Consider the following 24,635-nt stretch of genomic DNA (forward strand, 5'->3'; position numbering starts at 1 on the left):
CCGCAAGACGGCGCGCTGACTGCATCCGGGCTACGCCCTACTCGCCCCAGCTCGCAAAAGCCTGATTGAAGGCGCGCTCGCCGGGCGAGCCCTTCTCGATCGCGATGATGGCGCGGCGCTGGTTCGAATAGACCAGCGGGATATCGAACCAGGAGCGCTCCTTGAGGAGCTGCAAATTGCGGACGCGGTCGCTCTCGACGTTGCTGAGACCCACCAGGAAGAAACCGTCAGTGACCTTGACGGCGAGGCCTGCGAGCGGCGTGCCCCGCGCCTGCTCGTTCGACTTCATCAACACGCCCGGCACGTTGGCGACGCCGCCGCCGGGAAAATCGGACGGCAGCACGAAGGTCAGTTCGGCGGTGTGGCTGGCCGGCAGCGAGGTGTCAGTGTTGCGGCGGAACGACATCGTCATCTTCAGCTTGCGCTCGGGAATATCGACATCGGCGCGCACCGCGACGTCAGCGGGCTTGCCGCCGGAGGCCTTGATCGGCTCGGTGCGCCACACCACCGTGCCGACATATTGCTTGCCCTTCGGCTCGGCCGGATCCTCGTCATACAGCACGACGCGCTGCGCCACCGGCGCCAGCGTCTCGCCGGTGGAGGGCTGGCCGACCCGGTCGGCGATCTTCGGCTTCGGCGCCAATGGCGCTTCCTTCGAGGAATCGACCACCACCGGCGTCGGGGAACTGAGGCCGACCATCTGCAGCAGCCGGGGGCCGGCGAGGATGGCCGTGCCGATCAGGATCATCGCCAGACCGATCAGCACCGCGGTGCGGACCGGAAAACCGCCGCTGACGCGCTTCGGCTTCGGCGGCTTCGGCGGTTTTTCCTTCTTCAGCTTGGGCTCGCGGATCCGGGATTCCGGCGGCGCGGGCTCATCGGCGGGCTCGTCGTAGCCGAACACCTCGCTGCGGTCTTCCATGGTCGGCTCGAGCCGGTCGAATTCCGGCGTCGGCGACGGCACGTTGGCGTAGGTTTTTCGCGCGGCGCGGTTGGCCTGCGCGGCGGCGCGGCCGAGATCGTCGACATCCGCGGTGACGTCGCGGAAGCCGCGCATCGCGGCGGCGCCCAGCGCGGGCGCGGCCGGCGGCGGGGTATTTTCGAGCCGGCGCGGGGCGGCGCTGCGCTCCCGGGTCGGCGGCAGCGCAGGCGATTGGCCGGGGTCCGGCATGCCGGCTGCCGGCTGCTGGCGCGGGATCGGCGGCGGATCGACGCGCAAATTGCGATTTGAACGCGGCTCTTCAGCGCGCGGAGCGGCGTCGCGCGGCGTGTCACGCGGCGGCGCGGGCTCCCGCGGCGATGGCGTGATCGGCTGGCGGCCGCGCGGCGATGGATCGATCGCCGTGGCATTGCCGCGCGGATTATTGCTGCGGAAGGCGTCGCCGGCGCGCGGCTTGGCGTCGCCGCGCGTCGCATCGCGGGCGCGCTGGGCGGCCTCGGATTCGACCTTGCGGACGGCTTCCTCGAGCGACAGCCGCTCGCGGGTGATCTCGGATTCGCTGAGCGGCGGCTCGACGCTGCGCAATTGCGCGATCAGCGCGCTGCGGGCGCGTTCATAGAGCGCGCGCCGGCTTTCGCCGGGAGCACTGGGGTCCAGTCCGGCGATGGCACGGGCAATCAGCGGGTAGTAGTCGGCCATCGGTACTCGAGTCTGTGAATGCCCGCAGTTTGCGGGCATTCCGGTAATAGTTCGTTAAGCCTCGAAAGGATTTTGCACGAGGATAGTATCTTCGCGTTCCGGGCTGGTGGAAAGCAAAGCGATCGGGCAGCCCACCAGTTCCTCGATGCGGCGCACATACTTGATGGCCTGCGCCGGTAGTTGGGCCCAGGAACGCGCATTGGCGGTCGGTTCCTTCCAACCTTCGATGGTCTCGTAGACCGGCACGATACGGGCCTGGGCGCCCTCGCCGGCCGGCAGATAGTCGATTTCCTTGCCGTCCAGCATGTAACCGACACAGACCTCAATGCTGTCGAAGCCATCGAGAATGTCGAGCTTGGTCAGCGCCAGGCCGTGAATGCCGCAGGTGCGGACGGTCTGGCGGACCAGAACGGCGTCGAACCAGCCGCAGCGGCGCGGACGGCCGGTATTGGTGCCGAATTCGCGACCGCGCTCGCCGATCTTGCGGCCGATCTCGTTGTCGAGCTCGGTCGGAAAGGGACCTGCGCCGACACGGGTGGTGTAGGCCTTGCAGATGCCCAGCACATAACCGACCGAGCCCGGACCCATGCCGGTGCCGGTCGCGGCCTGCGCCGCCACGGTGTTCGACGAGGTCACGTAGGGGTAGGTGCCGTGGTCGACGTCGAGCAGCGCGCCCTGCGCGCCCTCGAACAGGATGCGCTTGCCCTCGCGGCGCTTCTGGTCGAGCAGCCGCCAGACGGCTTCGGCATAGGGCAGCAGTTCCGGCGCCAGCGCCATCAGGCCCTTCTGGATCTCGGCGCCGTCATGTTCCGGCAGGCCAAAGCCGCGGCGCAGCGCATTGTGATGCGCCAGCAGCCGATCGATCTTGTTCGGCAGCGTGTCGGGATCGGCGAGATCCATCAGCCGGATGGCGCGGCGGCCGACCTTGTCTTCATAGGCCGGGCCGATGCCGCGCTGGGTGGTGCCGATCGCATTGGCCTTGCTGGCGTTCTCACGCAGCGAATCGAGTTCGCGATGCAGCGGCAGGATCAGCGTGACGTTCTCGGCGATGCGCAGATTGTCCGGGCCGATATGGACGCCCTGGCCGCGCAGCTTGGCAACCTCGTCGAGGAAGGCCTGCGGGTCGAACACCACGCCGTTGCCGATCACGCCGAGCTTGGAGGGGCGCAGCACGCCGGACGGCAGCAGCGCCAGCTTGTAGGTCTTGCCGTCGATGACCAGCGTGTGGCCGGCATTATGGCCGCCCTGGAAACGGGCGACGATGTCCGCCTGTTCCGACAACCAGTCGACGATCTTGCCTTTTCCCTCGTCGCCCCACTGGGCGCCGACGACGACAACATTGGTCATTTCGAGGTAATCCCTGAATCACGTGTCGAAGCGCGATCATACGAAAAACGGTCTGCCGTTCCCCGGATCACGCCACTGCGCCCAGCCAAACGCGGCCGCGGCCGCTCGCATGCGAGGCATGAGGGGGATTAACGGATGCGGCCCGGGGAAGCAAGTTAAAGGGCGCAAAAAGCGCCCCGGAGGAGCTGCGCAAACCCTTGATATCCCCTGAATATCCGGGGGCGCCGGGTGGCATCGACCGTATGGGATTTCCGAAACGGTGGCTGCGGCAATGGCGGCTTGAATTTTGGCCTCGCCTGATCGATCCTGTCGGAGCGGAGTTCGCCATGAAGATCAAGATCGTCATTCACGATGCGGAGAAAGGCGGCTTGTGGGCCGAAGTTCCCGCTTTGCCCGGCTGAGCGACGCAGGGCGAGACGATGGATAAACTGATGTTCAATCGCCGCCGAGCGATCGAGGGCTGCCCGTCGGGTCCGCGATGACGGCGAGCGTCACACGCATCAACCCGGCTGCACTGGGCGAACCGCCAGGCTATTCCCAGATCGTCGAGGTCCAAGGTGGCCGCACCATCTACATCGCCGGGCAGACCGCGCTTGATGCGCACGGCGAACTGGTCGGCAGGGATGATTTCGCCGAGCAGGCGAGGCAGGTGTTCCGTAATCTTGCCATAGCGCTTCAGGCAGTCGGATGCACGGCGGCCCATCTGGTCAAGCTCACAGTGTTCGTACGCGACATGGCGAACCTTCAGGCCTATCGCGCAGCGCGCAACGAGTTCTTCGCCACCGTGACGCCGGCAGCAGCCCCGGCAGTGACGCTGATCGAAGTATCGAAACTATACGGGCCAGACTTTCTGATTGAGATCGAAGCCATCGCCGCGATTTAGATATCCGACCAAGGGCGACGCAATACGCTTTCGCCTTCTCTACGAGCTTCGGCGGACAGGTCGGTAGCCTAGTGCGCCCTGCAATTCACGCTCGATAGCGACGGAGACACCATACTCCACCGGCAGCTTCGCGGCCGGCTTGCGGTCGGGCAGCAGCGGGCCGTCGATGACGTTGGCGTTGAGCCAGGTACTGTTGCGGCACAAAGCGCGGATCTGGATGCCGAACCGGCGCAGTTGGGTCCGCTTCTCTCCCACTGGCAGACGGCGCGCGCAGCGGATGACGTTGGCGCGCGTTTCGAGAAGCGCGCGAAGGGTGAAGTGCCGCTTGATCGTGCGCATGGCTGATCTCTGCTGGAGGAAGGAGAGCATCTCTCCGCTGGAGCGACGCAGGCCATGGGCTTCTTGAACAGCCCATCACGCGCATGTTCGATGGGCGACTGATGAATCACAGCATAGTCCACCTATCCCACTGATTTAACTTGATGCAGATCAAACCGCTCAGTCCGAAATAGCGCATAGGGTCAGGCGAGCCATCCATCACGCGCTCAGTTGGAGCCGACGCGAAGACGACCCTGTCTGCCCAGGTCCGCAGCCCCCATCCTGCTTGCTATCCCTGCTTTGCCTCACCCTGCCCGCGGCCCGCCGCGGCGGTCGCGCATGACGTTGCGCGTCGCTGCCCCATGCCGAGCGCCGTGCGCGGCCGGGCGCTTCTCCAATCCTTGAAAGTTCACATGGACGTGCTGCACCGACTGGTGACCACCGAGCCGTTGCTCGCGCTGTTTCTCACCATCGCCATTGGCTATTTTGTCGGCAAGTTGAAGATCGGCAGTTTCACGCTGGGTGGCATTGCCGGCACGCTGCTGGTCGGCGTCATCATCGGCCAGTTCGGCGTCGACATCGACGCCGGCATCAAGGGCATCTTCTTCGCGTTGTTCATCTACGCGGTCGGCTTCCAGGGCGGTCCGCAATTCTTCCACGCACTGAATCGCCGCTCGCTGAACCAGCTCGCCTCCGCATTCGTGATGTGCTTCACCGGCCTGCTCTGCGTGCTCAGCGCTGCCTGGCTGTTCGGGCTCGACCGCGGCATGGCCGCAGGGCTGGCCGCCGGCGGCCTGACGCAATCGGCGATCATCGGCACCGCCGGCGACGCCATCGGCAAGCTCGGTCTCGCGCCCGACCTCATAAAAACCATGCAGACCAACGTCGCGGTCGGCTACGCGGTCTGCTACATTTTCGGCTCGCTCGGCCCGATCATCATGGTGAGCTGGTTCCTGCCGCTGATCATGAAGTGGGATATTCGCGCCGAAGCGATCAAGCTCGCCGCGCAGCTATCCGGCGGGCGCGGCGAACTGGACCCCGGCCAGTTCAATGCGGCGAGCCAAATCGCCACCCGGATCTATGAAGTCACGGATAGCAGCAAGGCCGTGGATCTCTCCGTGCTGGCGATCGACCGGCAATTGTCGGACGCTTCCATCGAGGCGATCTACCGCGAGGGCAAGACGCTCGACCTCGCCGACACGCTCGAGATCGCGGCCGGCGACCGCGTCGCGATCACCGGCAAGATCGACAAGTTGCCGACCGCATCGCCGCTGTTCAGCCGCGAAGTCACCCCGCCGAACGGGCTGCTGCTGGTGCAGGAAAACCGCGAGATCATCCTCACCAACCGCGCCCTCAACGACCGTACCATCGCCGACATCCACGATCACGCCAATGTCGAAACCCGGCACGGCGTGTTTCTCACGGCGGTCAAGCGCATGGGCCTCGATTTGCCGGTGCTCGACAAGCTCGTGGTCAAGCGTGGCGACGAGCTGCACTTCACCGGCAGCCCGGCCGACCTCAACCGCGTGCAGGGCAAGATCGGCTACAAGATCACCGCAGCAGCGGTGACCGACTTCATCTTCTTCGGCATCGGCATGCTGATCGGCATCGCGCTCGGCATGATCCAGTTCCGGATCTGGGGCATTCCGATCTCGATCGGCAGCGGCGGCGGCTGCCTGCTGTCCGGCCTGACGTTCGGCTGGCTGCGCAGCGTACATCCGAAGTTTGCAGCCCTGCCGCAGGGCGCTTCCAACTTCCTGCGCGACTTCGGTCTCGCGGTGTTCGTCGGGATCGTCGGCATCTCCGCCGGCCCGCAGGCGCTGGTGGCGATCCAGCATTACGGCCTGACGCTGTTCTTCCTCGGCGTCGGCGTCACCTTGATCCCGCAGATCGTCACCTTCTTCTTCTCCTACTATGTGCTGCGCATCCAGAATCCGATCGAGGCGCTGGCCTGCGTGGCCGGCGGTCGCAGCGCCAATCCGGCCTTCGCAGCCCTGCTGGAAAAGGCCGGCAACGCCACGCCGGTGGTGTCGTTCACCGTCACCTATGCGGTCGCCAACGTGTTCCTAACGCTGTGGGGACCCGTCATCGTCGGCATCGTCACCACCAACGCGACGCCATAACGCCATCGACACCTTCCATCGACCTTTGAGGAGACCGTCATGCTGAACCCCACCCGCGACTACACGCAATACGCCACGCTGAGCCCCTTCGAACTGAAGGACCAGTTGATGGAGATCGCGTCCTCGGATGCGCAGCGCCTGATGCTGAACGCCGGCCGCGGCAATCCGAATTTTCTCGCCACCCTGCCGCGCTGGGCGTTTCTCAGCCTCGGCGATTTCTCGCTGCGCGAGGCCGAGCGCTCCTACTCCTACCTCGACAGCGGCTTCGGCGGCCTGCCCGAGCATGACGGCATCGTCGAGCGCTTCGACGCCTATGCGAACCATCACCGCGACTCCGACGGCGTGCGCTTCCTGCGCGCCGCGCTGTCCTATATCAAGGACCAGCTCGGCCTCGATCCTGAATCCTTTATGTTCGAGATGGTCAGCGCGTTTCTCGGCTGCAACTATCCGACGCCGCCGCGGATGCTGGTGCACACCGAGGAGATCGTCAAAGCCTATCTCGCGCAGGAAATGTTCGGCCCGCTGCCGCCGCGCGGCGAGTTCTCGGTATTCGCCACCGAGGGCGGCACCGCGGCGATGACCTACATCTTCCAGACATTGCGCGCCAATTTGCTGGTCAAGCCCGGCGACCGGATCGCCATCGCCACGCCGATCTTCTCGCCCTATCTGGAAATCCCGGTGCTCGCCGAATACGGCCTTGAGGTCATCGACATCCGGATGGACCGGCTCGACGACTGGCAGTTGCCGCAGTCGGAAATCGACAAATTGCTGGATCCTGCGGTGAAGATCTTCTGCCTGGTTAACCCGAGCAACCCGCCATCATCCAAACTGTCGGACGCCGTGCTGGACCAGCTCGCCGCACTCGTCGAGAAGCGGCCCGATTTGTTCATCGTCACCGACGACGTCTACGGCACCTTTGCCGACGACTTTGTGTCGCTGTTCGCCAAATGCCCGCGCAACACGCTGTGCGTCTATTCCTTCTCGAAGTTCTTCGGCGCCACCGGCTGGCGGCTCGGCGCGATGGCGTTGCACAACGACAACGTGTTCGACGCCGCACTCAAGGCGCTGCCGGAGGCGGACAAGCTGTTGCTCGATACGCGCTATGCCTCGCTGACCACGACGCCGCGCGACCTCGCATTCATCGACCGGCTTGTCGCCGACAGCCGCGCGGTGGCGCTGAACCACACCGCCGGCCTGTCGGTGCCGCAGCAATTGCAGATGGCGCTGTTCGCGCTGAACGGGCTGATGGACCGCGACCAACGCTACAAGGACGCCGCCAAGCAGTTGATCCGCAAGCGCTACCAGACGCTGTACCGCAACATGGGCGTGATCGCCCCGCACCAGCTCAACGACGTCAACTACTATTCGCTGATCGACCTGCAGGAAATCGGCGGCACGCTGTACGGCCCGGAATTCCGCGCCTGGTTCATCAAGAGCGACCTCGGCATCAGCTTCCTGTTCCGGCTGGCCGAAGAAACCGGCGTGGTGCTGCTGCCGGGCAACGGCTTCGAAGTGGTCGACACCTCCGCACGGGTGTCGCTCGCCAACCTGACCGAGATCGAATACGCCTCGATCGGCAAATTCACCCGTCAGGTGCTGGACGAATGTTTTGCGGACTTCAAGAAGGCCGCGCCCGCGAAGTAGGCACACCTCGTACGGGCTGCCGCAGTCGCGGCAGCCCGGTCATTGAATGCGTGTTGGTTTCGCCCCATTTTTCCAGATCGGGCTTCGGCGTCTGCGGCGCGGCGGGATCCTGCACGTTGTGCGCCGGCTGTTTCCACGGCTCGTCGGTGCCCGGATGGTCCGTCCAGTCGCTGCGTTCGCGCGGATCGTCGGCGGGCGTTTCCTGGATGTCTTCGATCGGGTTCTTGTCGGTCATGCCGGCTCCTTACGGGTTAGCTGGTCGCGCCGCCAAGGGCGGTGCGATTGCCGGATTTACCGGCGGGGACGCTGACATGCACCTCATGACCCTGGCGGACCGCCAGCGAAGCCGCGGCAACGGCGGATTCGAAGGCCGATTCCTTGGTGTCGTAGATCCCCTCGACATTGCCGTCATGCAGCACGCCCCATTTACCGGAAATCTCGTCGCCGTCGGTTGTGGTTTTGCCGGTCGCGATAATGGCGTAAGTTGCTAGTCCCATGATGATCTCCTCGGGCTTCGCGGGGCCAACGTGGAGCATCGCAACAGGTTCCTGCGGCGCAGCCGGCAAGGGAGCACGATGTCGAAGACCACCCGCGCGACGCAGGCGCTGAGCCGGCTGGGCGTGGATTTCACGCTGCATGAATACGCCTACGATCCCGACGCCGACAGCATCGGCCTGCAGGCGGCGGACGCACTCGGCGTGGCACCGCAGCGGATGTTGAAGACGTTGATGGCCGAGGTCGATGGCCGGCCGGTCTGCGTCGTGGTGCCGTCGGACAAGGAGGTCAGCATGAAGAAATGCGCGGCGGCGTTCGGCGGCAAGGCCGCAAAGATGATGCGCCCGGCGGACGCCGAGCGGCTGAGCGGCTACCATGTCGGCGGCATCAGCCCGTTCGGTCAGAAAAAACGCATCCCGGTGGCGATCGAACGCGCTGCGCTTTCGCACCCTACCGTCTATCTCAATGGTGGCCAGCGCGGCCTGCAGATCGAGATCGAGCCCACCGCCGCGATGGCGGCGCTCGGGGCGGAGGCCGCAGAACTGGTGGCGTGAGGGCCGTCGATCGGCAAAAGATTGACTGGATTTGTGCGCGCTGCGGAACGACAATCGGCGCATGCGATTATGTTATTGAAACAACCGGAGATATGCCATGCGCTCGCTTCTCGCTGCTACCGCCCTGCTCGTCGTGATGGGCGCCTCGCCCGGCATGGCCCGCGATTATCCGGTCTGCTCGCGAACCATCACGTCAGGGTTCAACCCGAGCTGCTCGTTCGATACCATGCGGCAGTGCATGGCGACCGTGAGCGGCATTGGCGGAGACTGCATCCAGAACCCGGCCTTCGCCTACGGTCGTGCGCCGGCCTATGGGCAGGGACCGCAGCCGCGCCTGCGCGGCAAGGCCGCCCGGGACGCCGCCCGTCGTGCCGCTCAGGAAGAATCGTGGGACAATGGCGGCTGGGACTGGAATCGCCGCTGGTAATCGATTCCTGAATTTCGACCTCGATCAACGCGCCGCGGCTCGCTGCCGCGGCGCGTTTTGGTTTTCAGCTCAGGCGGCGCGTACCGAATTCAGGAAGCGTCCGACTTCTTGGCTCAAGCGAGTGCTTTCGCCGGACAGCGACTGCGCGGCCGACAGCACCTGCGAAGCAGCCGTGCCGGATTCATCGACGCCCCGCTGCACATCGGCAATATTGGCGCTGACCTGCAACGTGCCCGTCGCGGCCTGCTGCACGTTGCGCGAGATTTCGTGCGTGGTGGCGCCCTGCTCTTCGACCGCCGCGGCAATGGCGGATGCAATTTCCGACATCTGGCCGATGGTGTTGCCGATCTCGCGGATCGCCGCGACGGAATCCCTGGTCGCCATCTGAATGCCATCGACCTGCTGGCTGATCTCGCTGGTGGCCTTCGCGGTCTGCTCGGCGAGTTGCTTCACCTCGGCGGCAACCACCGCAAAGCCACGGCCGGCGTCGCCGGCGCGTGCCGCCTCGATGGTCGCGTTGAGCGCCAGAAGGTTGGTCTGGCCGGCGATAGTATTGATCAGTTCGACGACGTCGCCGATCCGGCTCGCCGCCGCAGCCAGTTCGCCGACCCGCCGGTTGGTGTCGCTGGCCTGCCCGACCGCATCATTGGCGATCCGCGCGGAGTCCTGTACCCGGCGGCTGATCTCGTTGACCGACGACGCCATTTCTTCCGTCGCCGAAGCAACTGTTTGTACATTGGTGGAGGCTTCTTCCGCCGAGGCGGCGACCGCGACCGCCAGCGACTGCGAACGTGCCGAGACGGACGTCAGCGTGGCGGCCGAGCTCTCCAGTTCCTTCGAGGCAGAAGATACCGTTTCGGCGATCCGGCCGACGGCGCCTTCGAAGCCGTCGGCGAGCTTCATTATTTCGCTCTTGCGTGCCTCCGCGGCACGCTGCGTCTCGATGCCCTGTTCGGTCTTCATGCGTTCGACCTCGAGGCCATTCGCCTTGAAGACCGCCAGCGCCGACATGATTTCACCGATCTCGTCGTGGCGGCGATATACTGGCGTATCCACGGTGAGGTCGCCCTCGGCGAGCCGCTTCATGGTGGTAATGGCGGCGTTCAGCGGCCGCGCCATGCTGCTGCGTGCAGCGAGGTAGCTGGCGATGATCGCCGCCAGCATCACGCCGACGGTCACATAGATCATGGTCCAGAACGTCTCGTTGGCGGCTTGCAGGAACTCGACCTTCTTGATGCCGACATAGAGGATGCCGAGCACGTCGCCGGAGGCGGAAAGGATCGGGTCATAGGCCGTCATGTAGTTCTCACCGAGAATCGTGACCTCGCCGCGGAACGGCGCCTTGCGCTCGAAGATGGCATCATAGGCCGGGCTGCGCGCCAGCGGCGTGCCGGTGGCGCGGCTGCCGTCCGGCTTCTGCACATTGGTCGCGATGCGGGTGTCTTTGAGGAAGATGGTCGCGGTGCCGCCAACCAGGCTCTTGACCTTGTCGACCACTGCGACGTCGCCGTTCAGCACGCTGCTATCCGCCAGCAGTTTGCCATCCTCGACCTTGAAGCTGGTACCGCGGGCGCGCAGCACGTCCCACGCCACGCGCATGTTGGTCTCGACCCGGTCGGCCGCCGCCTTGGTCGCGCTGCGCTCCAGCAGCACCTTGGCGACTCCGGTGACGCAGATACCGAGCACCAGAATGCCTGACACCGACATCAGCATGATGCGGGGGACAAGACCGAGCGCACGACGCGATTTCGGCAGGACGGACGACGACATGGGCAATCTCCTGACAGGACGGCGCATCGGCCGAACCTCTTACGGATCGGCCGCGCGCAACAAGCGGCGTCGGTGCTCATTTAAATTGATTGGCCAAATGAATTGGCGTTGGATTGATCGTAGGCCCGGACGATGTGAAACACGTTAACGCTGTAGGTCGCCAACGGTACAATCTAAAAGATTTTTTTACTTGACTCTAATTATCTGACACCAGAACGGTTTCGCCGACTCGACATATCAAGAGCGGCGGCGTGGCGCCGACATCAGGCAAAATGCCGCCCCGCGCAGCACGTTGCCATCCTTGAACGATGGAACGCGATGCCCCCCGAATCCTCCTCCCGATTCGCCGGCATCGTCTGGATTTCCAACCAGCCCTATCTGCTGCTCAGCCTGACCTCGCTGTTCTGGGCCGGCAATCTCGTGCTGGGCCGCTATGTCTCCGGCCATGTCCCGCCGGTGACGATGGCCTGCGTGCGCTGGGTCGGCGCCTTCCTGCTGCTGCTGCCGTTGGCCTGGCCGCATCTCAGGCGCGACTGGCCGGTGCTCCGGGCCCACGGGCCGTTGATGCTGGCGCTGGCCTTCACCGGCTTTGCCGCCAATACCGTGCTGGCCTATTGGGGGTTGAAATACACGCAGGCGCAGAACGCGCTGCTGATCCAGTCGGCCGGGCCGCTCTGCGTGGCGCTGTGGACGCAGATCCTGTTCGGCGTGCGGCTGACATGGGCGCAAGGGCTCGGCATCGCCGCCTCGATGACCGGCTGGTGCTGGCCGGCGTCTTCGTGGCGTCGCGACGATAGACACGACCAGACCTGCGCCATCGCATTTCCGCAGCCATTGTCGATGACGATCGATGCGCGCCTGGCCGGCCACGTGGTCACGCTGCATCGCGTGCGGGACGCGATGCAGTCAAACCCGGTTCTGCTTATGCGGCGCGTACCGAGGTCAGGAACTGGGCGACCTCGGCCTTGAGACGCGCGCTCTCGCCGGACAGCGACTTGGCGGCATGGAGCACCTGAGAGGACGCCAGCCCGGTCTCGCTGGCGCCGCGCTGCACGTCGGTGATATTGGTGGAAACCTGTTGGGTCCCCTGCGCCGCCTGCTGGACGTTGCGGGAAATCTCCTGCGTCGCCGCGCCCTGCTCTTCCACCGCCGAGGCGATGGTCGAGGCGATCTCTGACATCCGCCCGATGGTATTGCCGATCTCCCGGATGGCATTCACCGATTCCTGCGTCGCCGCCTGGATGCCGGTGATATGCTGGCTGATCTCACCGGTCGCCTTGGCGGTCTGCTCGGCCAGCGCCTTCACCTCGGACGCTACCACCGCAAAACCGCGACCGGCTTCGCCGGCACGCGCGGCTTCGATGGTCGCGTTCAGCGCCAGCAGATTGGTCTGCCCGGCAATGGTATTGATCAGCTCGACCACATCGCCAATGCGCGAAGCCGCCTTGGCCAGTTCGCCGACGCGATCATTGGTCGACTGCGCCTGCACCACCGCCTCGCTCGCGATCCGCGCGGAGTCCTGGACCTGGCGGCTGATCTCGTTCACGGACGAGGCCATCTCCTCGGTAGCGGAGGCCACCGACTGCACATTGGTCGAGGCTTCTTCCGACGCCGCCGCCACCAGCGTGGTCATCTGCTCGGAACGCTCGGCGGTCGATGTCAGCGTTCCCGCGGATGCCTCCAGTTCGGTGGACGCCGATGCGACGGTCTCGACGATCTCGCCGATCATCGCCTCGAAATCACGCGTCATCGTATCGATGCGCTGGCCGCGCTGGATCTTGGCGTCGGCTTCCACCGCGGCAGCCTCGTCGGCGGCCTGTTTGGAGATGAGGGCTTCCTTGAACACCTGAAGCGATTTGGCCATCGTGCCGATCTCGTCGGTGCGATTGATCGCCGGGATCGTCACGTCATGCCGACCGGCGGCAAGTTCGCTGACCGCCTCCGTTATCGTGGCCAGCGGCGCGATCACGCGACGACGTAGCATGAAGGTCACGCCGGCGACGACGCCGAGCAGGGCCAGCACCGCCGCACCGGTCAAAGCAAGCATCAGCATGGCTTCATCACGGCCGGCACGCGCACGATCCAGCGCATCGGCAATCGCGACGTCGCGCAAGCCGAGGAAGCCTTGAATTGCCGGCACGATGACGTTGGCCAGTTCAGTCGATGTCATGACGTAGTTGCCATCGGTGCGGCCCGCGGGAATCTCCTTGTCGATCATCGGCGCAACCTCGACAAAGTACTTCTGGATCGCCGCGTTGAGCGGGACGACCAACCGCTCCGGCTTGCCGAGCTGATCGACCAGGGCCTCGAGGCGTTCGCGACCCGCCTCGATGCGGCCCTGGCCGCGATCCATCAAGGATAGTTCGGCCGCGGTCAGCGCACGACGGGTGCCGAGCGGAAGTGTAAATGTCGCGGCGCGGGAGCCCGCCGCGACGCGCATATCCTGTCCCGTGCGGGCAAGCGTCAGCAGCGACGTGAGCGACGCGTCCGCAACCACGACCTTATTTTCGAGGCGGTTCAGGAGCGGCTCGATCATCGAGACCACCTTGCCGACGCCGGGCAGGAACCCCTTGACGATCGCGGGGTCACGCGCCGTCATCGCAACGGGCATGACGCGGTCGACTGCAGCGCGCGTATCCGACAGACTTGCCGCGGCCTGGTTCAGCACCTCGATCACCGATGCGCCGTCGCTCAACGCAGCGAGCGCCGTCCGCGCTTTCGCGAATGCATCATCGGAGGACTTGACGGCCTTCTGGATCCCCTCCAGTTGGGCGGGCGTAGCGGCAGCGTCCTGGAAAAGAGGCCCGACATAGGGTGCACGCTGCCCGGCGACGTTTTGTCCGACCACAAGGACCGCACCATACGCCTCAACGGCCTTGATGGCCTCACTCTTGCTCGCCATGGTTCGATACTGTGGAACGAGAATCTCGGCGCCCAGAAGAACCGCCAGCCCCGTCACCGAGAGCATTGAGAGCGAAAACAGACGACCGATTTGCATGACACGTTCCTTTGAATTGTGCCGTCAAGCTATGGCGTGGAGCATAATTCTGCCTTAACGAAAGGTTTGCGCGACGGGCGCAAGTGGTATCTCGATCATGCAACATTAAGTTTTTCTCGGTACGCCACGCGACCTATCCCCGCGAAGTCATCCGTCCGACGCGGCCAATCGTGTTTTCAACGGCGGGTGTCCTGGTATCAATCCGCGCGCGGCTGCAGCGCGCGATAGGCCCGCGCTAGCCGCCGATGAGGATGCCCACCGCCAGCACGATCTGCAACACCGGCTGCATGAACGGCGTGTGTCCCGCCAGTGACGATGGCCTGCATGCACCTCGCCGGCTACGCGCGGGTGCTGGCGAGGGTTTTCGTGGCGTAGCGGCGGCAGGCCCGGTCTCTCGAAAACCATAGCGGCGCGGCGCGATCGACCCTATGATTGCGGGACTGGTTCGCTGACGTATTCGCCAAACACCTTCGGGGCCCGCATGCGGAAAATCTCATTGCCGATGCGGCTGGCGTTGCTTGTTGCCGGCACCATGCTGCCACTGATCATCTTTGCCAGCGTCATCATCACCCGCGGCTATCAGAAGGATCGCGTCGAGGCGTCCGCGCGGGTACTGGCGACGGCGCGCAGCCTGCGCACCGTGCTCGATGGCGAAGTACTGCGCATGACCGGCAGCCTGCAGTTGCTGGCACTGACCAATTCGCTGCGCGCCGGCGACTTCGACCGGTTCCGCGGCATCGCCTCGGGTTTCCTCGACCAGTATTCGCCGGGCGGCGTATTGCTGGTCTCCGACCGCGACGGCCGCCAGTTGTTTTCCTCGCTGGCAACCGACGCCTCTCTGCTGCCCCGGCGCAACAACGTCGAGATCACCCGCAAGGTGTTCGATACCGGCCGCCCGGCCTACTCGAAACTGTTCATCGGCTCGGTGCTGAACAAGCCGATCCTGACGGTGGAAGTGCCGGTCAGCATCGGCGGGCGGGTCGTCTATGTGATTTCGTTCACGCCGCCGATCGCCATGTTCCAGGACATGCTGGAAAAACAGCGCCCCAATGCGGACTGGACGATGTCGATGTTCGATGCCGAGGGCATCAACTTCGCGCGGGTGCCGAACCCGCAGCAGACCGTCGGCAAGCGGGCATCGCCGACCCTGTTCGCCGAGATGTTCAAGGCACCGGAAGCCTCGCTAGAAACGGTGTCGCTGGAGGGCGTTCCGCTGATCACCGCAGTCGCGCACTCGCAGGTCTCGGGATGGATCATCGGCGTCGGGATCGCGCAGGCCTCGCTGGCCTCTCCGCTGTGGCGCGATCTCGCCATCACCATCGCGATCGGCGTGCTGTTGCTATTGATCGGGATCGGCTTTGCGCTTCGCATGGCCAGCGCGATCGCGCGCGGCGAGGCGCTGCACGTGCTGCTGGTGGAAGAACTCAACCACCGCGTCAAGAATACGCTCGCGGTGCTGCAGGCGATCGCCAGCCAGACCTTCCGCAGCGCCAGCAAGGCCGAACGCGACGCCTTCGACGGCCGGCTCGGCGCGCTGGCCCGCGCGCATGACCTGCTCAGCCAGGAGAAGTGGACCGGCGCCGGCATCCACGACGTCGTGCACCGCGTGCTGCAGCCCTATGCGGTGATCGGCTCGAGCCGCGTGCACATTCATGGCCCGAAGGTGCCGCTGGCGCCGCCGCGCGCGGTGATGATGTCGATGATCCTGCACGAGATCGCCACCAATGCCGCGAAATACGGCGCGCTGGCAAACGACACGGGCTGCATCAGCATCGCGTGGCATCTGACCGAGCCGGACCACGACGGGCTGCACCTGACCTGGGTCGAGACCGGCGGCCCACATGTGCACGCCCCGACACGCAGGGGTTTCGGATCGCGTCTGATCGAACGCGGCGCCCGCGACCAGCTCGGCGGCAGCGCGACCGTCGACTTCCTGCCGACCGGCGTCGTCTGCACCATCGAGAGCGCGCTGGATTGAGCACAGGCTTTCGCGGGACGACAGCCGGGAGGGCTTCCTGATCGCGCCAACCTCGTTTAGCCTGCCCGCAACAACAGCCGGCCACCAAGGCCGGCGCGCAGGGAGAGCGACAGAATGATTTTGCGTCACGGAATTCGATGGTTGGCTGCCGCTGTTGTTACAGCAAGCCTCACCAGCGCCGCATCCGCACAGACTTCAACCTACCCGAACCGCACCGTCACGCTGGTATTGCCGTTTGCCGCCGGCTCCGGCACCGATGTGACCACGCGGATCATCTCCCAGCAGCTCGGCATAGCGCTCGGTGTGCCGATCGTGATCGAGAACAAGCCCGGCGCCAACGGCTCGATCGCGGCGACCTATGTCGCGCGTGCGGCGCCGGATGGTTACACCTTGTTCGTCACCACCAACACATCGCATTCGGCGAACCCCTTCCTGCTCAAGACCATGACGTACGATCCGGTGAAGGATTTCACGGCGATTGCGCGCACCGGCGACCTGCCCTTCATGCTGGTGGTCAACAACGACGTGAAGGCCCAGACGGTCGCCGAGTTGGTGGCCTACGGCCGTGACAATCCGGGCAAGCTGACCTATGCGTCCGGCAGTTCGTCGGCGATCGTGTCGGGCGCCACTTTTGCGCGCAACGCCGGCATCGAGATGCTGCATGTGCCCTACAAGAGCTCGCCACCGGCGATGAACGACGTGATCGGCGGCCGCATCGACATGATGTTCACCGACGTGCCGAGCGGCCTGCCGCACGTCACCGGCAAGGCGCTGCGCGCACTCGCCGTCACCACGACCAAGCGCTCGCCGCTGGTGCCGGAGCTGCCCACCATGCAGGAAGCCGGCGTACCGGATTTCAACATCACCTCCTGGCAGGCCTATTTCGGCCCCGCCGGCCTGCCGAAGGAGATCGTGACGAGGCTGAACAGCGAGATCCGCAAGATCGTCGAGAAGCCGGAGATGAAGGCCCGGCTGGCGGAGCTCGGCATGGACGCGTTTTCAGGGACGCCGGAGGAGCTCGATACGTTCGTGAAGGAGCAACTGGTGCTGTGGGAGAGACTGATCACCAACGCGAAGATCGAGAAGCAGTAAAATCCAATCTGTATCGTCCCGGCGAGCCAGCGTGGGAGCGCAAGCCGGGACGACGTGGAAAAGATGTCGAGAGACACGCGCGCGCACTAACCCGCAGCGCGGCGTCATGTCCCACCGCTCTCCCCGACTGTCACGCTCCCGTCGTCAAACCGTCAGCAGGCCGTAACGACCACCCCCCAGAACTCGCCACGTCAATAGCTCTGGGAGAACCACCATGCGCCATTCACTGCTCTGTTCCGTCGCGTCGATCGTGCTGCTGTCGTCCGCGGCCTTTGCGCAAAGCGAGGGCGAGTTTCCCGCCAAGCTCGCCGGCCACGCCGTGCTGCCGGCGCTGTCGACCATCGAGGCCCCGGCGGATGCGCCGAACGACCTGAAGACCTCGGGCAAATACACCACCGGCAAGCGCGTCGATGCGCTGGGCACCGTGATGGGCAAGTCCTATGAGCGCGAAACCGGCGTCGCATTGCCGATGAAGGGCCAGCCGCTGCAGGGCCATTCCGGCATCAAGGTGATGCCAGACGGTTCGTTCTGGGTGCTGACCGACAACGGCGCCGGCTCGCGTTACACCTCCGCCGACTACATGATCTATCTCAATCACCACAAGATCGACTGGAAGAACGGCAAGGTCGAACGCCAGGCCACCGTGTTCCTGCACGACCCCGACAAGAAGGTGCCGTTCCGCATCGTCCACGAGGACACCGCGAAGCGCTATCTCACCGGCGCCGACGTCGACACCGAAGGCTTCCAGATCGTCGACGGCAACTTCTGGCTCGGCGAGGAATTCGGCCCCTATATCATCAAGGCCGACATGACCGGTAAGGTTCTTGCCGTGTTCGACACCGTCGCCGACGGCAAGCCGGTGCGTTCGCCGGACCATTGGCAGGTGCAGTCGCCTGGCGCGCCGGGCGCCACCTTCACCAACGTCAACCTGCGCCGCTCCAAGGGCTATGAAGGCTTTGCGGCGTCGAAGGACGGCCGCTTCCTGTACGGCCTGCTGGAAGGCCCGATCTGGGATGCCGAGAAGAAGGATTGGGAGAAGGTCGACGGCAAGGAAGCCGCGCGAATTCTCGAGTTCGACGTCAAGGCGGAGAAGTTCACCGGGCGTTACTGGCAGTATGTGTTCGAGAACAATGGCCATGCGATCGGCGATTTTAACATGATCAGCGCCGACAACGGCCTGATCATCGAGCGCGACAATGGCGAAGGGACCAAGGACAAGGCCTGCGCCGAGGGCAAGCGCGGCACCGACTGCTTCCCGGATCTGGCGAAGTTCAAGCGTGTGTTCAAGATCGAGATGAACGACGCCAATGTCGGCAAGCCGGTGCGCAAGATCGGCTTCATCGACCTGATGAAGATCCAGGACCCCGACAAGGTGGCCCGCAAGCCGCTGAACGACGGCGTGCTGACCTTCCCGTTCTTCACCATCGAGAACGTCGATCTCGTCGATGCAACGCACATCATCGTCGGCAACGACAACAACCTGCCGTTCTCGTCGAGCCGCGATCCCAACAAGGCCGACGACAACGAATTCGTGCTGCTGGAAGTCGCTGATTTCCTGAAGGCGAAGTAAGCGAAAGAAGCGATCGGGCGGAGGAGCCCGCGTTGATCGTTCCCTCCCCCCTCGTGGGGGAGGGAAAGCAAGGGCTACGCTGCGCGGACCTTGCTGAGGAAGTCGCTGACCGCTGCACGCAGCATGCCGGACTGGCCGTCGAGGTCTCGTGCATTGGACAGCACGTGCGACGCCGCCGCACCGGTGGCCTCGGCAGAGGCGGTGACGCCGCTGATATTGTTGCTGATCTCGTGGGCGCCGGCGGCGACCGACTGGATGCTCTGCGCGATCTCGCGGGTCGCCTTGCCCTGCTCCTCGACCGCACCGGAGATGCGGCTGGTGATCTCGCTCATCTCCCCGATGGTGCCGGTGATGCCGGTGATCGACGCCACCGCCTCGCTGGTCGAGGCCTGCATGGCCGACACCTGCGCCGAGATTTCTTCGGTCGCCTTGGCGGTCTGGCTCGCCAGCGCCTTCACCTCGCTGGCCACGACGGCGAAGCCACGGCCGGATTCGCCGGCGCGCGCCGCCTCGATGGTGGCGTTGAGCGCCAGCAGGTTGGTCTGCGAAGCGATGTTATGGATCAGTTGCACCACCTCGCCGATCTTCTCGGCGCCGCGCGACAGCAATTGCACGGTGGCATTGGTGCGCTCGGCATCGCTCACGGCGCGGCTGGCGACGTGGGTCGACTGCGCCACCTGACGCAACACCTCGTTGACCGACGCCGACAACTCCTCGGCGGCGGAGGCCACCGTGCCGACATCGTCGGAGGAGCGCTGCGAGGCGGCGCCCACGGTGGCGGCGCGTGAACTGGCGTCAGACGCCGTCGCGGTCATCGACTGCGCCGTGGTCTGCATATCCGTCGCCGCGGTGGCGACCGAACGGACGATACCATTGACGCTGCGCTCGAACTCGTCGGCGATGCTTTGCATCGCCGCGCGGCGCTCGGCGGCGACGCGAGTCTGGGCGTCGGCTTCGACCTGCTCGAGGCCGCGGATGCGGAGCGCGTTGTCCTTAAAGACCTGCACGGTCTTGGCCATAGCGCCGACCTCGTCGCCGCGCGCCACGCCGGGAATGCTGTCATCGAGCGCGCCGTTGGCCAGCGTCTCCATGCGCGCGCCGAGTTGCCCGAGCGGACCGGTGATGCTGCGCCCGATCAGCCAGGCGATCAGGCCGGCAATCGCGCCGATGGCGACGATTGCCAGGCCGAGCGCCCACAAGATCGGCGCCAGCTTGGCATTGATATCGTCGAGATAGGCGCCGGTGCCGACGAACATGTTCCAGCCGGGGATCGCCACCGCGTAGGATATCTTCCGGATCAGATCTTCCGAGCCCGGCTTCTTGATTTCGTAGCGCAGCGTGACATCGCCCTTGGCGGCAACGCCGTCGCGCATCTCGCGGACCAGCGCCCTGTTGTTGGTCTGCACGTCCAGCCGGTTTTGTCCGATGGTCTTGGGATCCGGCGACGAGAACGTGACGCCGTCCATGGTGTAGGCGAACACGTAGCCGGCGCCATTGTCGTAGGTCATGGTCTGGGCGCGGCGGCTGAACTCGGCGATCGCGGCTTCCTTGGTGAACTGGCCGGCATCGACCTGCTTTTGCAGCCCGATCGCCATGTTGCGAGCCGACTCGACAATGGCCTTGGTCTGGTCGATCCGCGCCGACAGCATTTCCTTCTGCACCAGATTGGCGGCGAGCAGGCCGGCTGCACACAGCCCCACCAGCGTTACCGCTAGCAGGATGACCAGCTTGGAGGTGATGCGCAGGTTGTTCAATTTCACTGGATATCTCCCGAACGGTCGCGGCGGCGGACTTGGTTCGACAGTAGCGTTCATATGCTAGCCAGTGATTAGCAACCGAATCCGTGGAACTACGGAAAAATGCAACATGTCGTTGTCGCAGAAAATGCCTTCGCGCAAAAGCGGCATTTCCGTACAGCGGCGGTCGGATCTGGAGATCAGCAACCGGCGCCGGCATGGCGAACAGCTCGATCTGCAACAAGGACGGCACATGATCGTCCATGTCCAGGCTGCAGCGACGAGGAAAGTAACCTCACGCCGCCCGGACCTTGCTGAGGAAGTCGCTGACCGCTGCACGCAGCATGCCGGACTGACTGTCCAATTCGCGGGCGCTGGACAGCACCTGCGACGCCGCCGCACCGGTGGCCTCGGCAGAGGCGGTGACGCCACCGATATTGTGGCTGATCTCGCTGGCGCCGGCTGCGACCGACTGGATGCTCTGCGCAATCTCGCGCGTCGCCTTGCCCTGTTCCTCGACGGCGCCGGAAATGCGGCTGGTGATCTCGCTCATCTCCCCGATCGTGCCGGTGATGCCGGTGATCGACGCCACCGCCTCGCTGGTCGAGGCCTGCATGGCCGAGACCTGGGCGGAGATTTCTTCAGTCGCCTTGGCGGTCTGGCTCGCCAGCGCCTTCACCTCGCTGGCCACGACGGCGAAGCCACGGCCGGATTCGCCGGCGCGCGCCGCCTCGATGGTGGCGTTGAGCGCCAGCAGGTTGGTCTGCGATGCGATGTTATGGATCAGTTGCACCACCTCGCCGATCTTCTCGGCGCCGCGCGACAGCAACTGCACGGTGGCATTGGTGCGCTCGGCATCGCTCACCGCGCGGCTGGCCACTTCGGTCGATTGCGCGACCTGGCGCAGCACCTCGTTGACCGACGCCGACAATTCCTCCGCCGCCGACGCGACCGTCCCCACATCGTCCGAGGATCGTTGCGACGCAGAGCCCACCGTGGCGGCGCGTGCACTGGCATCAGACGCGGTTGCCGTCATCGATCGAGCGGTGACCTGCATACCGGACGCCGCGGTCGAGACCGAACGGACGATGCCGTTGACGCTGCGCTCGAACTCGTCGGCGATGCTCTCCATCGCGGCGTGACGATCGGCTGCGGCGCGGCCCTGCGCTGCGACCGCATCCTGATCCAGCCCGCGAATCCGCAGCGCGTTGTCCTTGAACACCTGAACGGTCTTGGCCATGGCGCCGACCTCGTCACCGCGCTCGACACAGGGAATTGCATCGTCGATCGCGCCATTGGCCAGCGTCCCCATCCGCGTGCCGAGCTGGCGGAGCGGCCCGGTGATGCTGCGGCCGATCAGCCAGGCGATCAGGCCGGCGACGGCGGCGATGCCCACCATCGCGAGGCCAAGCGCCCAGATGATCGGCTTGAGGTGCTCGTCGAGGTCGTCGAGATAGGCGCCGGTGGCGATGAACATGTTCCAGCCGGGAAGCGCTGCCGCATAGCCCATCTTGCGCGACAGCACCTGAGCATTGGGCTTGGCGAACTCATAGGTCAAAAGCGCCCAGCCCTTGGCGGCGACGCCGTCACGAAATTCGCGGGTCACGGGCACGCCATTGACCAAGGTGTTCAGCCGGTCGGATCCCGCCTTGAAGCCTGGCAGATGCACGACGACGCCGTCCATCGTGTAGATAAACAGGTAGTTGCCATTGTCGTAGGTCATCGGCTCGATGCGGCGGACCAGTTCGGCGGTGGCAGCTTCCTTGCTGATCTTGCCGGCCGCGACGTCCTTCTGCACGTTGGCCGCGACGTTGGTGCCGAGTTCGACGATCGACTTCAACTGCTCGGTGCGCGCCGCGAGCATCTCGCTCTTGACCAGGTAGGCCGCCAGAATACCGGCGGCGCACAAACCGATCATGGTGACGGCGACCAGAATGACGAGCTTGGACGTAATGCGAAGATTGTTCAATCTCACGATATTTCTCCGGCGCCGAGCCGGCGGCTGCCGGATTTCAATTGCCGAAACTATCCTTTACACCTTAAGCTTGTCTGAACACCTTAAGCTTGTCTGAACACCTTAAGCTTGTCTGATGACCGGCTCCCGTAGATCTGCGTGCAAGTCGCCCGGCCAACGCGCGTTTCACGACTCCTGGGCTGTCCCGTGGCCAACCGGCTGAGACCACCATGAAAAATCCCCGCCTTGCGGACGGGGATTTGACGGGGGACGAGGCGTGACGTTGGCCCGCACAACGGCGAGCGCTCCCTCTGGCTTTCTCAGAACGTCAGCGCCTTGGCCTGCTTGACCTGCGGCAGCTTCTGCACCTTCGCCAGCACTTCGTTCGGTACCGCACCATCGACCTCGACCAGCGCAATCGCGTCGCCGCCCTTGCTGTTGCGACCGAGATGGAAGGTGGCGATATTGAGCTTGGCGTCGCCGAGCAACGACGCGAACTTGCCGATGAAGCCGGGCTTGTCCTCGTTGGTGACGTAGATCATCGACTTGCCGAATTCGGCATCGACCCGGATGCCCTTGATGTCGACGAGGCGCGGCTGACCGTCGGCATAGACCGTGCCGGACACCGAGCGCTCCTGGGTCTCGGTCGTGACCGTCACCGTGATCAGGCTTTCATAGTCGCTCTGGGCGGCGCGGACGACTTCATCCACCACCATGCCGCGGTCCTTGGCAACGATCGGCGCGCTGACGAAATTGACGTCGCCGAGCATCGGCCGCAGCAGGCCGGTGAGCGCCGCCGAGGTCAGCGCCCTGATCTTCATCTCGCCGACCGCGCCCTCATAGGTGATGGTGACCTTGATGATGCCGCTCTCGGTGAGCTGGCCGGCAAAGGATCCCAGCTTTTCGGCAAGTGCCACGAATGGCTTCAGCTTCGGCGCCTCTTCCGCGGTGATCGAGGGGAAATTGACCGCATTGGAAATCGCGCCGGTCAACAGATAGTCCGACATCTGCTCGGCGACCTGGAGCGCCACGTTCTCCTGTGCCTCGGTGGTCGCCGCCCCAAGATGCGGCGTGCAGATCACGTTGGGGTGGCCGAACAGCACGTTGGTGGTGGCGGGCTCCTCGACGAACACGTCGAAGGCCGCGCCCGCGACATGCTTGGATCCCAGCGCCGCCGCCAAAGCGGCCTCATCGACCAGGCCGCCGCGCGCGCAATTGATGATGCGTACGCCGGGCTTCATCTTCGCGATCGCCGCGGCATCGATGATGTTTCTGGTCTTGTCGGTGAGCGGAGTATGCAGCGTGATGAAATCGGCGCGCTTCAGCAACTCATCAAGCTCGACCTTCTCGACGCCGATATCCTTGGCGCGCTCCGGCGACAGGAACGGATCGAACGCGATCACCTTCATTTTCAGGCCGAGCGCGCGGTCGGCGACGATCGCGCCGATATTGCCGCAACCGATCACGCCGAGCGTCTTGTTGGTGATCTCGACGCCCATGAAGCGGTTCTTCTCCCACTTGCCGGCCTGTGTGGAGGCATCCGCCTGCGGGATCTCGCGCGCCAGCGCCATCATCAGGGTGATGGCGTGTTCGGCGGTGGTGATGGAATTACCGAACGGCGTGTTCATCACGATGATGCCGCGCGCGGTGGCGGCGGGAATCTCGACATTGTCGACGCCGATGCCGGCGCGGCCGATCACTTTCAGGCGCGTCGCGCGGGCGAGGATCTTTTCGGTGGCCTTGGTGGCCGAGCGGATGGCGAGGCCGTCATAGTTGCCGATGATTTCGGCGAGCTTGTCCTTGTCCTTGCCGAGGTTGGGCTGGAAGTCGACCTCGATACCGCGATCCCGAAAGATCTGGACGGCAGCGGGAGAAAGAGCGTCGGAAATGAGTACTTTGGGGGCGGGCATGGGATGATCCTGCAATTAGTGGGATGTCAGTGAAACGAGCGCGGTGCCCACTTCCTTCTCCCCTTGTGGGAGAAGGTGGCGCGGCCGATAGGCCGCGTCGGATGAGGGGTAATGCTAGGCTCGGAGTTCGTGGCACCCCCTCACCCGTCCGCGCTTCGCGCGGCCACCCTCTCCCACAAGGGGAGAGGGAAGTAAGA

The 24,635-nt window shown here is 64.8% G+C and carries 20 protein-coding genes; 10 read left to right on the plus strand and 10 right to left on the minus strand.

What is annotated here, in order from left to right; genetic code table 11:
• Positions 1–37: 37 nt before the first annotated feature.
• Positions 38–1,639, minus strand: coding sequence for a hypothetical protein (locus tag FIU28_RS20300; RefSeq protein WP_143574944.1), 1,602 nt, complete (start codon positions 1,637–1,639; stop codon positions 38–40).
• 54 nt (positions 1,640–1,693) lie between these two features.
• Entirely contained in the window at positions 1,694–2,986 is a 1,293-nt protein-coding gene (locus FIU28_RS20305) for an adenylosuccinate synthase (protein WP_143574945.1), read from the minus strand.
• A 197-nt stretch (positions 2,987–3,183) separates the two neighbouring features.
• Here FIU28_RS20305 and FIU28_RS26715 point away from each other — a divergent pair, with 197 nt between their 5' ends.
• Together FIU28_RS26715 and FIU28_RS20315 are read left to right on the plus strand one after the other, a co-directional pair.
• Entirely contained in the window at positions 3,184–3,387 is a 204-nt protein-coding gene (locus FIU28_RS26715) for a hypothetical protein (protein WP_210247741.1), read from the plus strand.
• Between the two features lie 77 nt (positions 3,388–3,464).
• On the plus strand, positions 3,465–3,869 hold the full coding sequence (locus FIU28_RS20315) for a RidA family protein (RefSeq protein ID WP_143574946.1): 405 nt from the start codon (positions 3,465–3,467) through the stop codon (positions 3,867–3,869).
• Positions 3,870–3,908: 39 nt separating this feature from the next.
• On the opposite strand, the gene FIU28_RS20320 is transcribed toward FIU28_RS20315, so the two are convergent.
• Positions 3,909–4,208, minus strand: coding sequence for a hypothetical protein (locus FIU28_RS20320; RefSeq protein ID WP_143574947.1), 300 nt, complete (start codon positions 4,206–4,208; stop codon positions 3,909–3,911).
• 392 nt (positions 4,209–4,600) lie between these two features.
• On the opposite strand from FIU28_RS20320, the gene aspT reads away from it, so the two are divergent.
• Together aspT and FIU28_RS20330 are read left to right on the plus strand one after the other, a co-directional pair.
• Positions 4,601–6,310 carry an aspartate-alanine antiporter gene (aspT, locus tag FIU28_RS20325; RefSeq protein ID WP_143574948.1) on the plus strand — a complete coding sequence of 570 codons (1,710 nt, stop codon included), beginning with the start codon at positions 4,601–4,603 and terminating at the stop codon, positions 6,308–6,310.
• 39 nt (positions 6,311–6,349) lie between these two features.
• Positions 6,350–7,954: a bifunctional aspartate transaminase/aspartate 4-decarboxylase gene (locus tag FIU28_RS20330; RefSeq protein WP_143574949.1), complete on the plus strand. Its 1,605-nt coding sequence runs from the start codon at positions 6,350–6,352 to the stop codon at positions 7,952–7,954.
• Here the strand turns inward: FIU28_RS20330 and FIU28_RS20335 are convergent.
• Positions 7,929–8,189 carry a hypothetical protein gene (locus tag FIU28_RS20335; protein WP_210245428.1) on the minus strand — a complete coding sequence of 87 codons (261 nt, stop codon included), beginning with the start codon at positions 8,187–8,189 and terminating at the stop codon, positions 7,929–7,931. The two genes, FIU28_RS20330 and FIU28_RS20335, sit on opposite strands and share 26 nt — an antisense overlap.
• Before the next feature lie 16 nt (positions 8,190–8,205).
• A complete protein-coding gene (locus tag FIU28_RS20340) occupies positions 8,206–8,451 on the minus strand; it encodes a hypothetical protein (RefSeq protein ID WP_168202999.1) in 246 nt (81 codons plus the stop codon).
• Positions 8,452–8,529: 78 nt separating this feature from the next.
• On the opposite strand from FIU28_RS20340, the gene ybaK reads away from it, so the two are divergent.
• Entirely contained in the window at positions 8,530–9,003 is a 474-nt protein-coding gene (gene ybaK / locus FIU28_RS20345) for a Cys-tRNA(Pro) deacylase (RefSeq protein WP_143574950.1), read from the plus strand.
• 97 nt (positions 9,004–9,100) lie between these two features.
• Positions 9,101–9,430, plus strand: a complete 330-nt coding sequence (locus FIU28_RS20350) for a DUF3551 domain-containing protein (protein WP_143574951.1) — start codon at positions 9,101–9,103, stop codon at positions 9,428–9,430.
• A 69-nt stretch (positions 9,431–9,499) separates the two neighbouring features.
• On the opposite strand, the gene FIU28_RS20355 is transcribed toward FIU28_RS20350, so the two are convergent.
• Positions 9,500–11,200, minus strand: a complete 1,701-nt coding sequence (locus FIU28_RS20355; RefSeq protein ID WP_143574952.1) for a methyl-accepting chemotaxis protein — start codon at positions 11,198–11,200, stop codon at positions 9,500–9,502.
• 318 nt (positions 11,201–11,518) lie between these two features.
• Between FIU28_RS20355 and FIU28_RS20360 the strand changes: the two genes are divergently transcribed.
• The gene (locus FIU28_RS20360; protein WP_143574953.1) at positions 11,519–12,169 is read left to right on the plus strand and encodes a DMT family transporter; all 651 of its coding nucleotides are present in this window, start codon (positions 11,519–11,521) and stop codon (positions 12,167–12,169) included.
• On the opposite strand, the gene FIU28_RS20365 is transcribed toward FIU28_RS20360, so the two are convergent.
• Complete coding sequence (locus FIU28_RS20365) at positions 12,123–14,198, minus strand: methyl-accepting chemotaxis protein (protein ID WP_143574954.1); 2,076 nt, start codon at positions 14,196–14,198, stop codon at positions 12,123–12,125. The genes FIU28_RS20360 and FIU28_RS20365 overlap by 47 nt on opposite strands.
• A 481-nt stretch (positions 14,199–14,679) precedes the next feature.
• Between FIU28_RS20365 and FIU28_RS20370 the strand changes: the two genes are divergently transcribed.
• The 3 genes from FIU28_RS20370 to FIU28_RS20380 all read left to right on the plus strand — a co-directional run bounded on the left by FIU28_RS20370 (position 14,680) and on the right by FIU28_RS20380 (position 18,838).
• On the plus strand, positions 14,680–16,176 hold the full coding sequence (locus FIU28_RS20370) for a sensor histidine kinase (RefSeq protein ID WP_143574955.1): 1,497 nt from the start codon (positions 14,680–14,682) through the stop codon (positions 16,174–16,176).
• Between the two features lie 117 nt (positions 16,177–16,293).
• Entirely contained in the window at positions 16,294–17,268 is a 975-nt protein-coding gene (locus FIU28_RS20375) for a Bug family tripartite tricarboxylate transporter substrate binding protein (protein WP_441351310.1), read from the plus strand.
• A gap of 214 nt (positions 17,269–17,482) precedes the next feature.
• The gene (locus FIU28_RS20380) at positions 17,483–18,838 is read left to right on the plus strand and encodes an esterase-like activity of phytase family protein (protein ID WP_143574957.1); all 1,356 of its coding nucleotides are present in this window, start codon (positions 17,483–17,485) and stop codon (positions 18,836–18,838) included.
• A gap of 74 nt (positions 18,839–18,912) precedes the next feature.
• Here the strand turns inward: FIU28_RS20380 and FIU28_RS20385 are convergent, their stop codons facing one another.
• From FIU28_RS20385 to serA, 3 genes are all read right to left on the minus strand, one after another.
• Positions 18,913–20,598 (minus strand): methyl-accepting chemotaxis protein, encoded by a 1,686-nt coding sequence (locus tag FIU28_RS20385; RefSeq protein ID WP_143574958.1) that lies wholly within the window; start codon positions 20,596–20,598, stop codon positions 18,913–18,915.
• A gap of 271 nt (positions 20,599–20,869) precedes the next feature.
• Entirely contained in the window at positions 20,870–22,549 is a 1,680-nt protein-coding gene (locus FIU28_RS20390) for a methyl-accepting chemotaxis protein (RefSeq protein WP_143574959.1), read from the minus strand.
• A gap of 299 nt (positions 22,550–22,848) precedes the next feature.
• Positions 22,849–24,438 (minus strand): phosphoglycerate dehydrogenase, encoded by a 1,590-nt coding sequence (gene serA / locus FIU28_RS20395; RefSeq protein WP_143574960.1) that lies wholly within the window; start codon positions 24,436–24,438, stop codon positions 22,849–22,851.
• Positions 24,439–24,635: the final 197 nt, after the last annotated feature.

It is taken from the genome of Tardiphaga sp. vice154, from assembly GCF_007018645.1.
Taxonomy (GTDB): Bacteria; Pseudomonadota; Alphaproteobacteria; order Rhizobiales; family Xanthobacteraceae; genus Tardiphaga.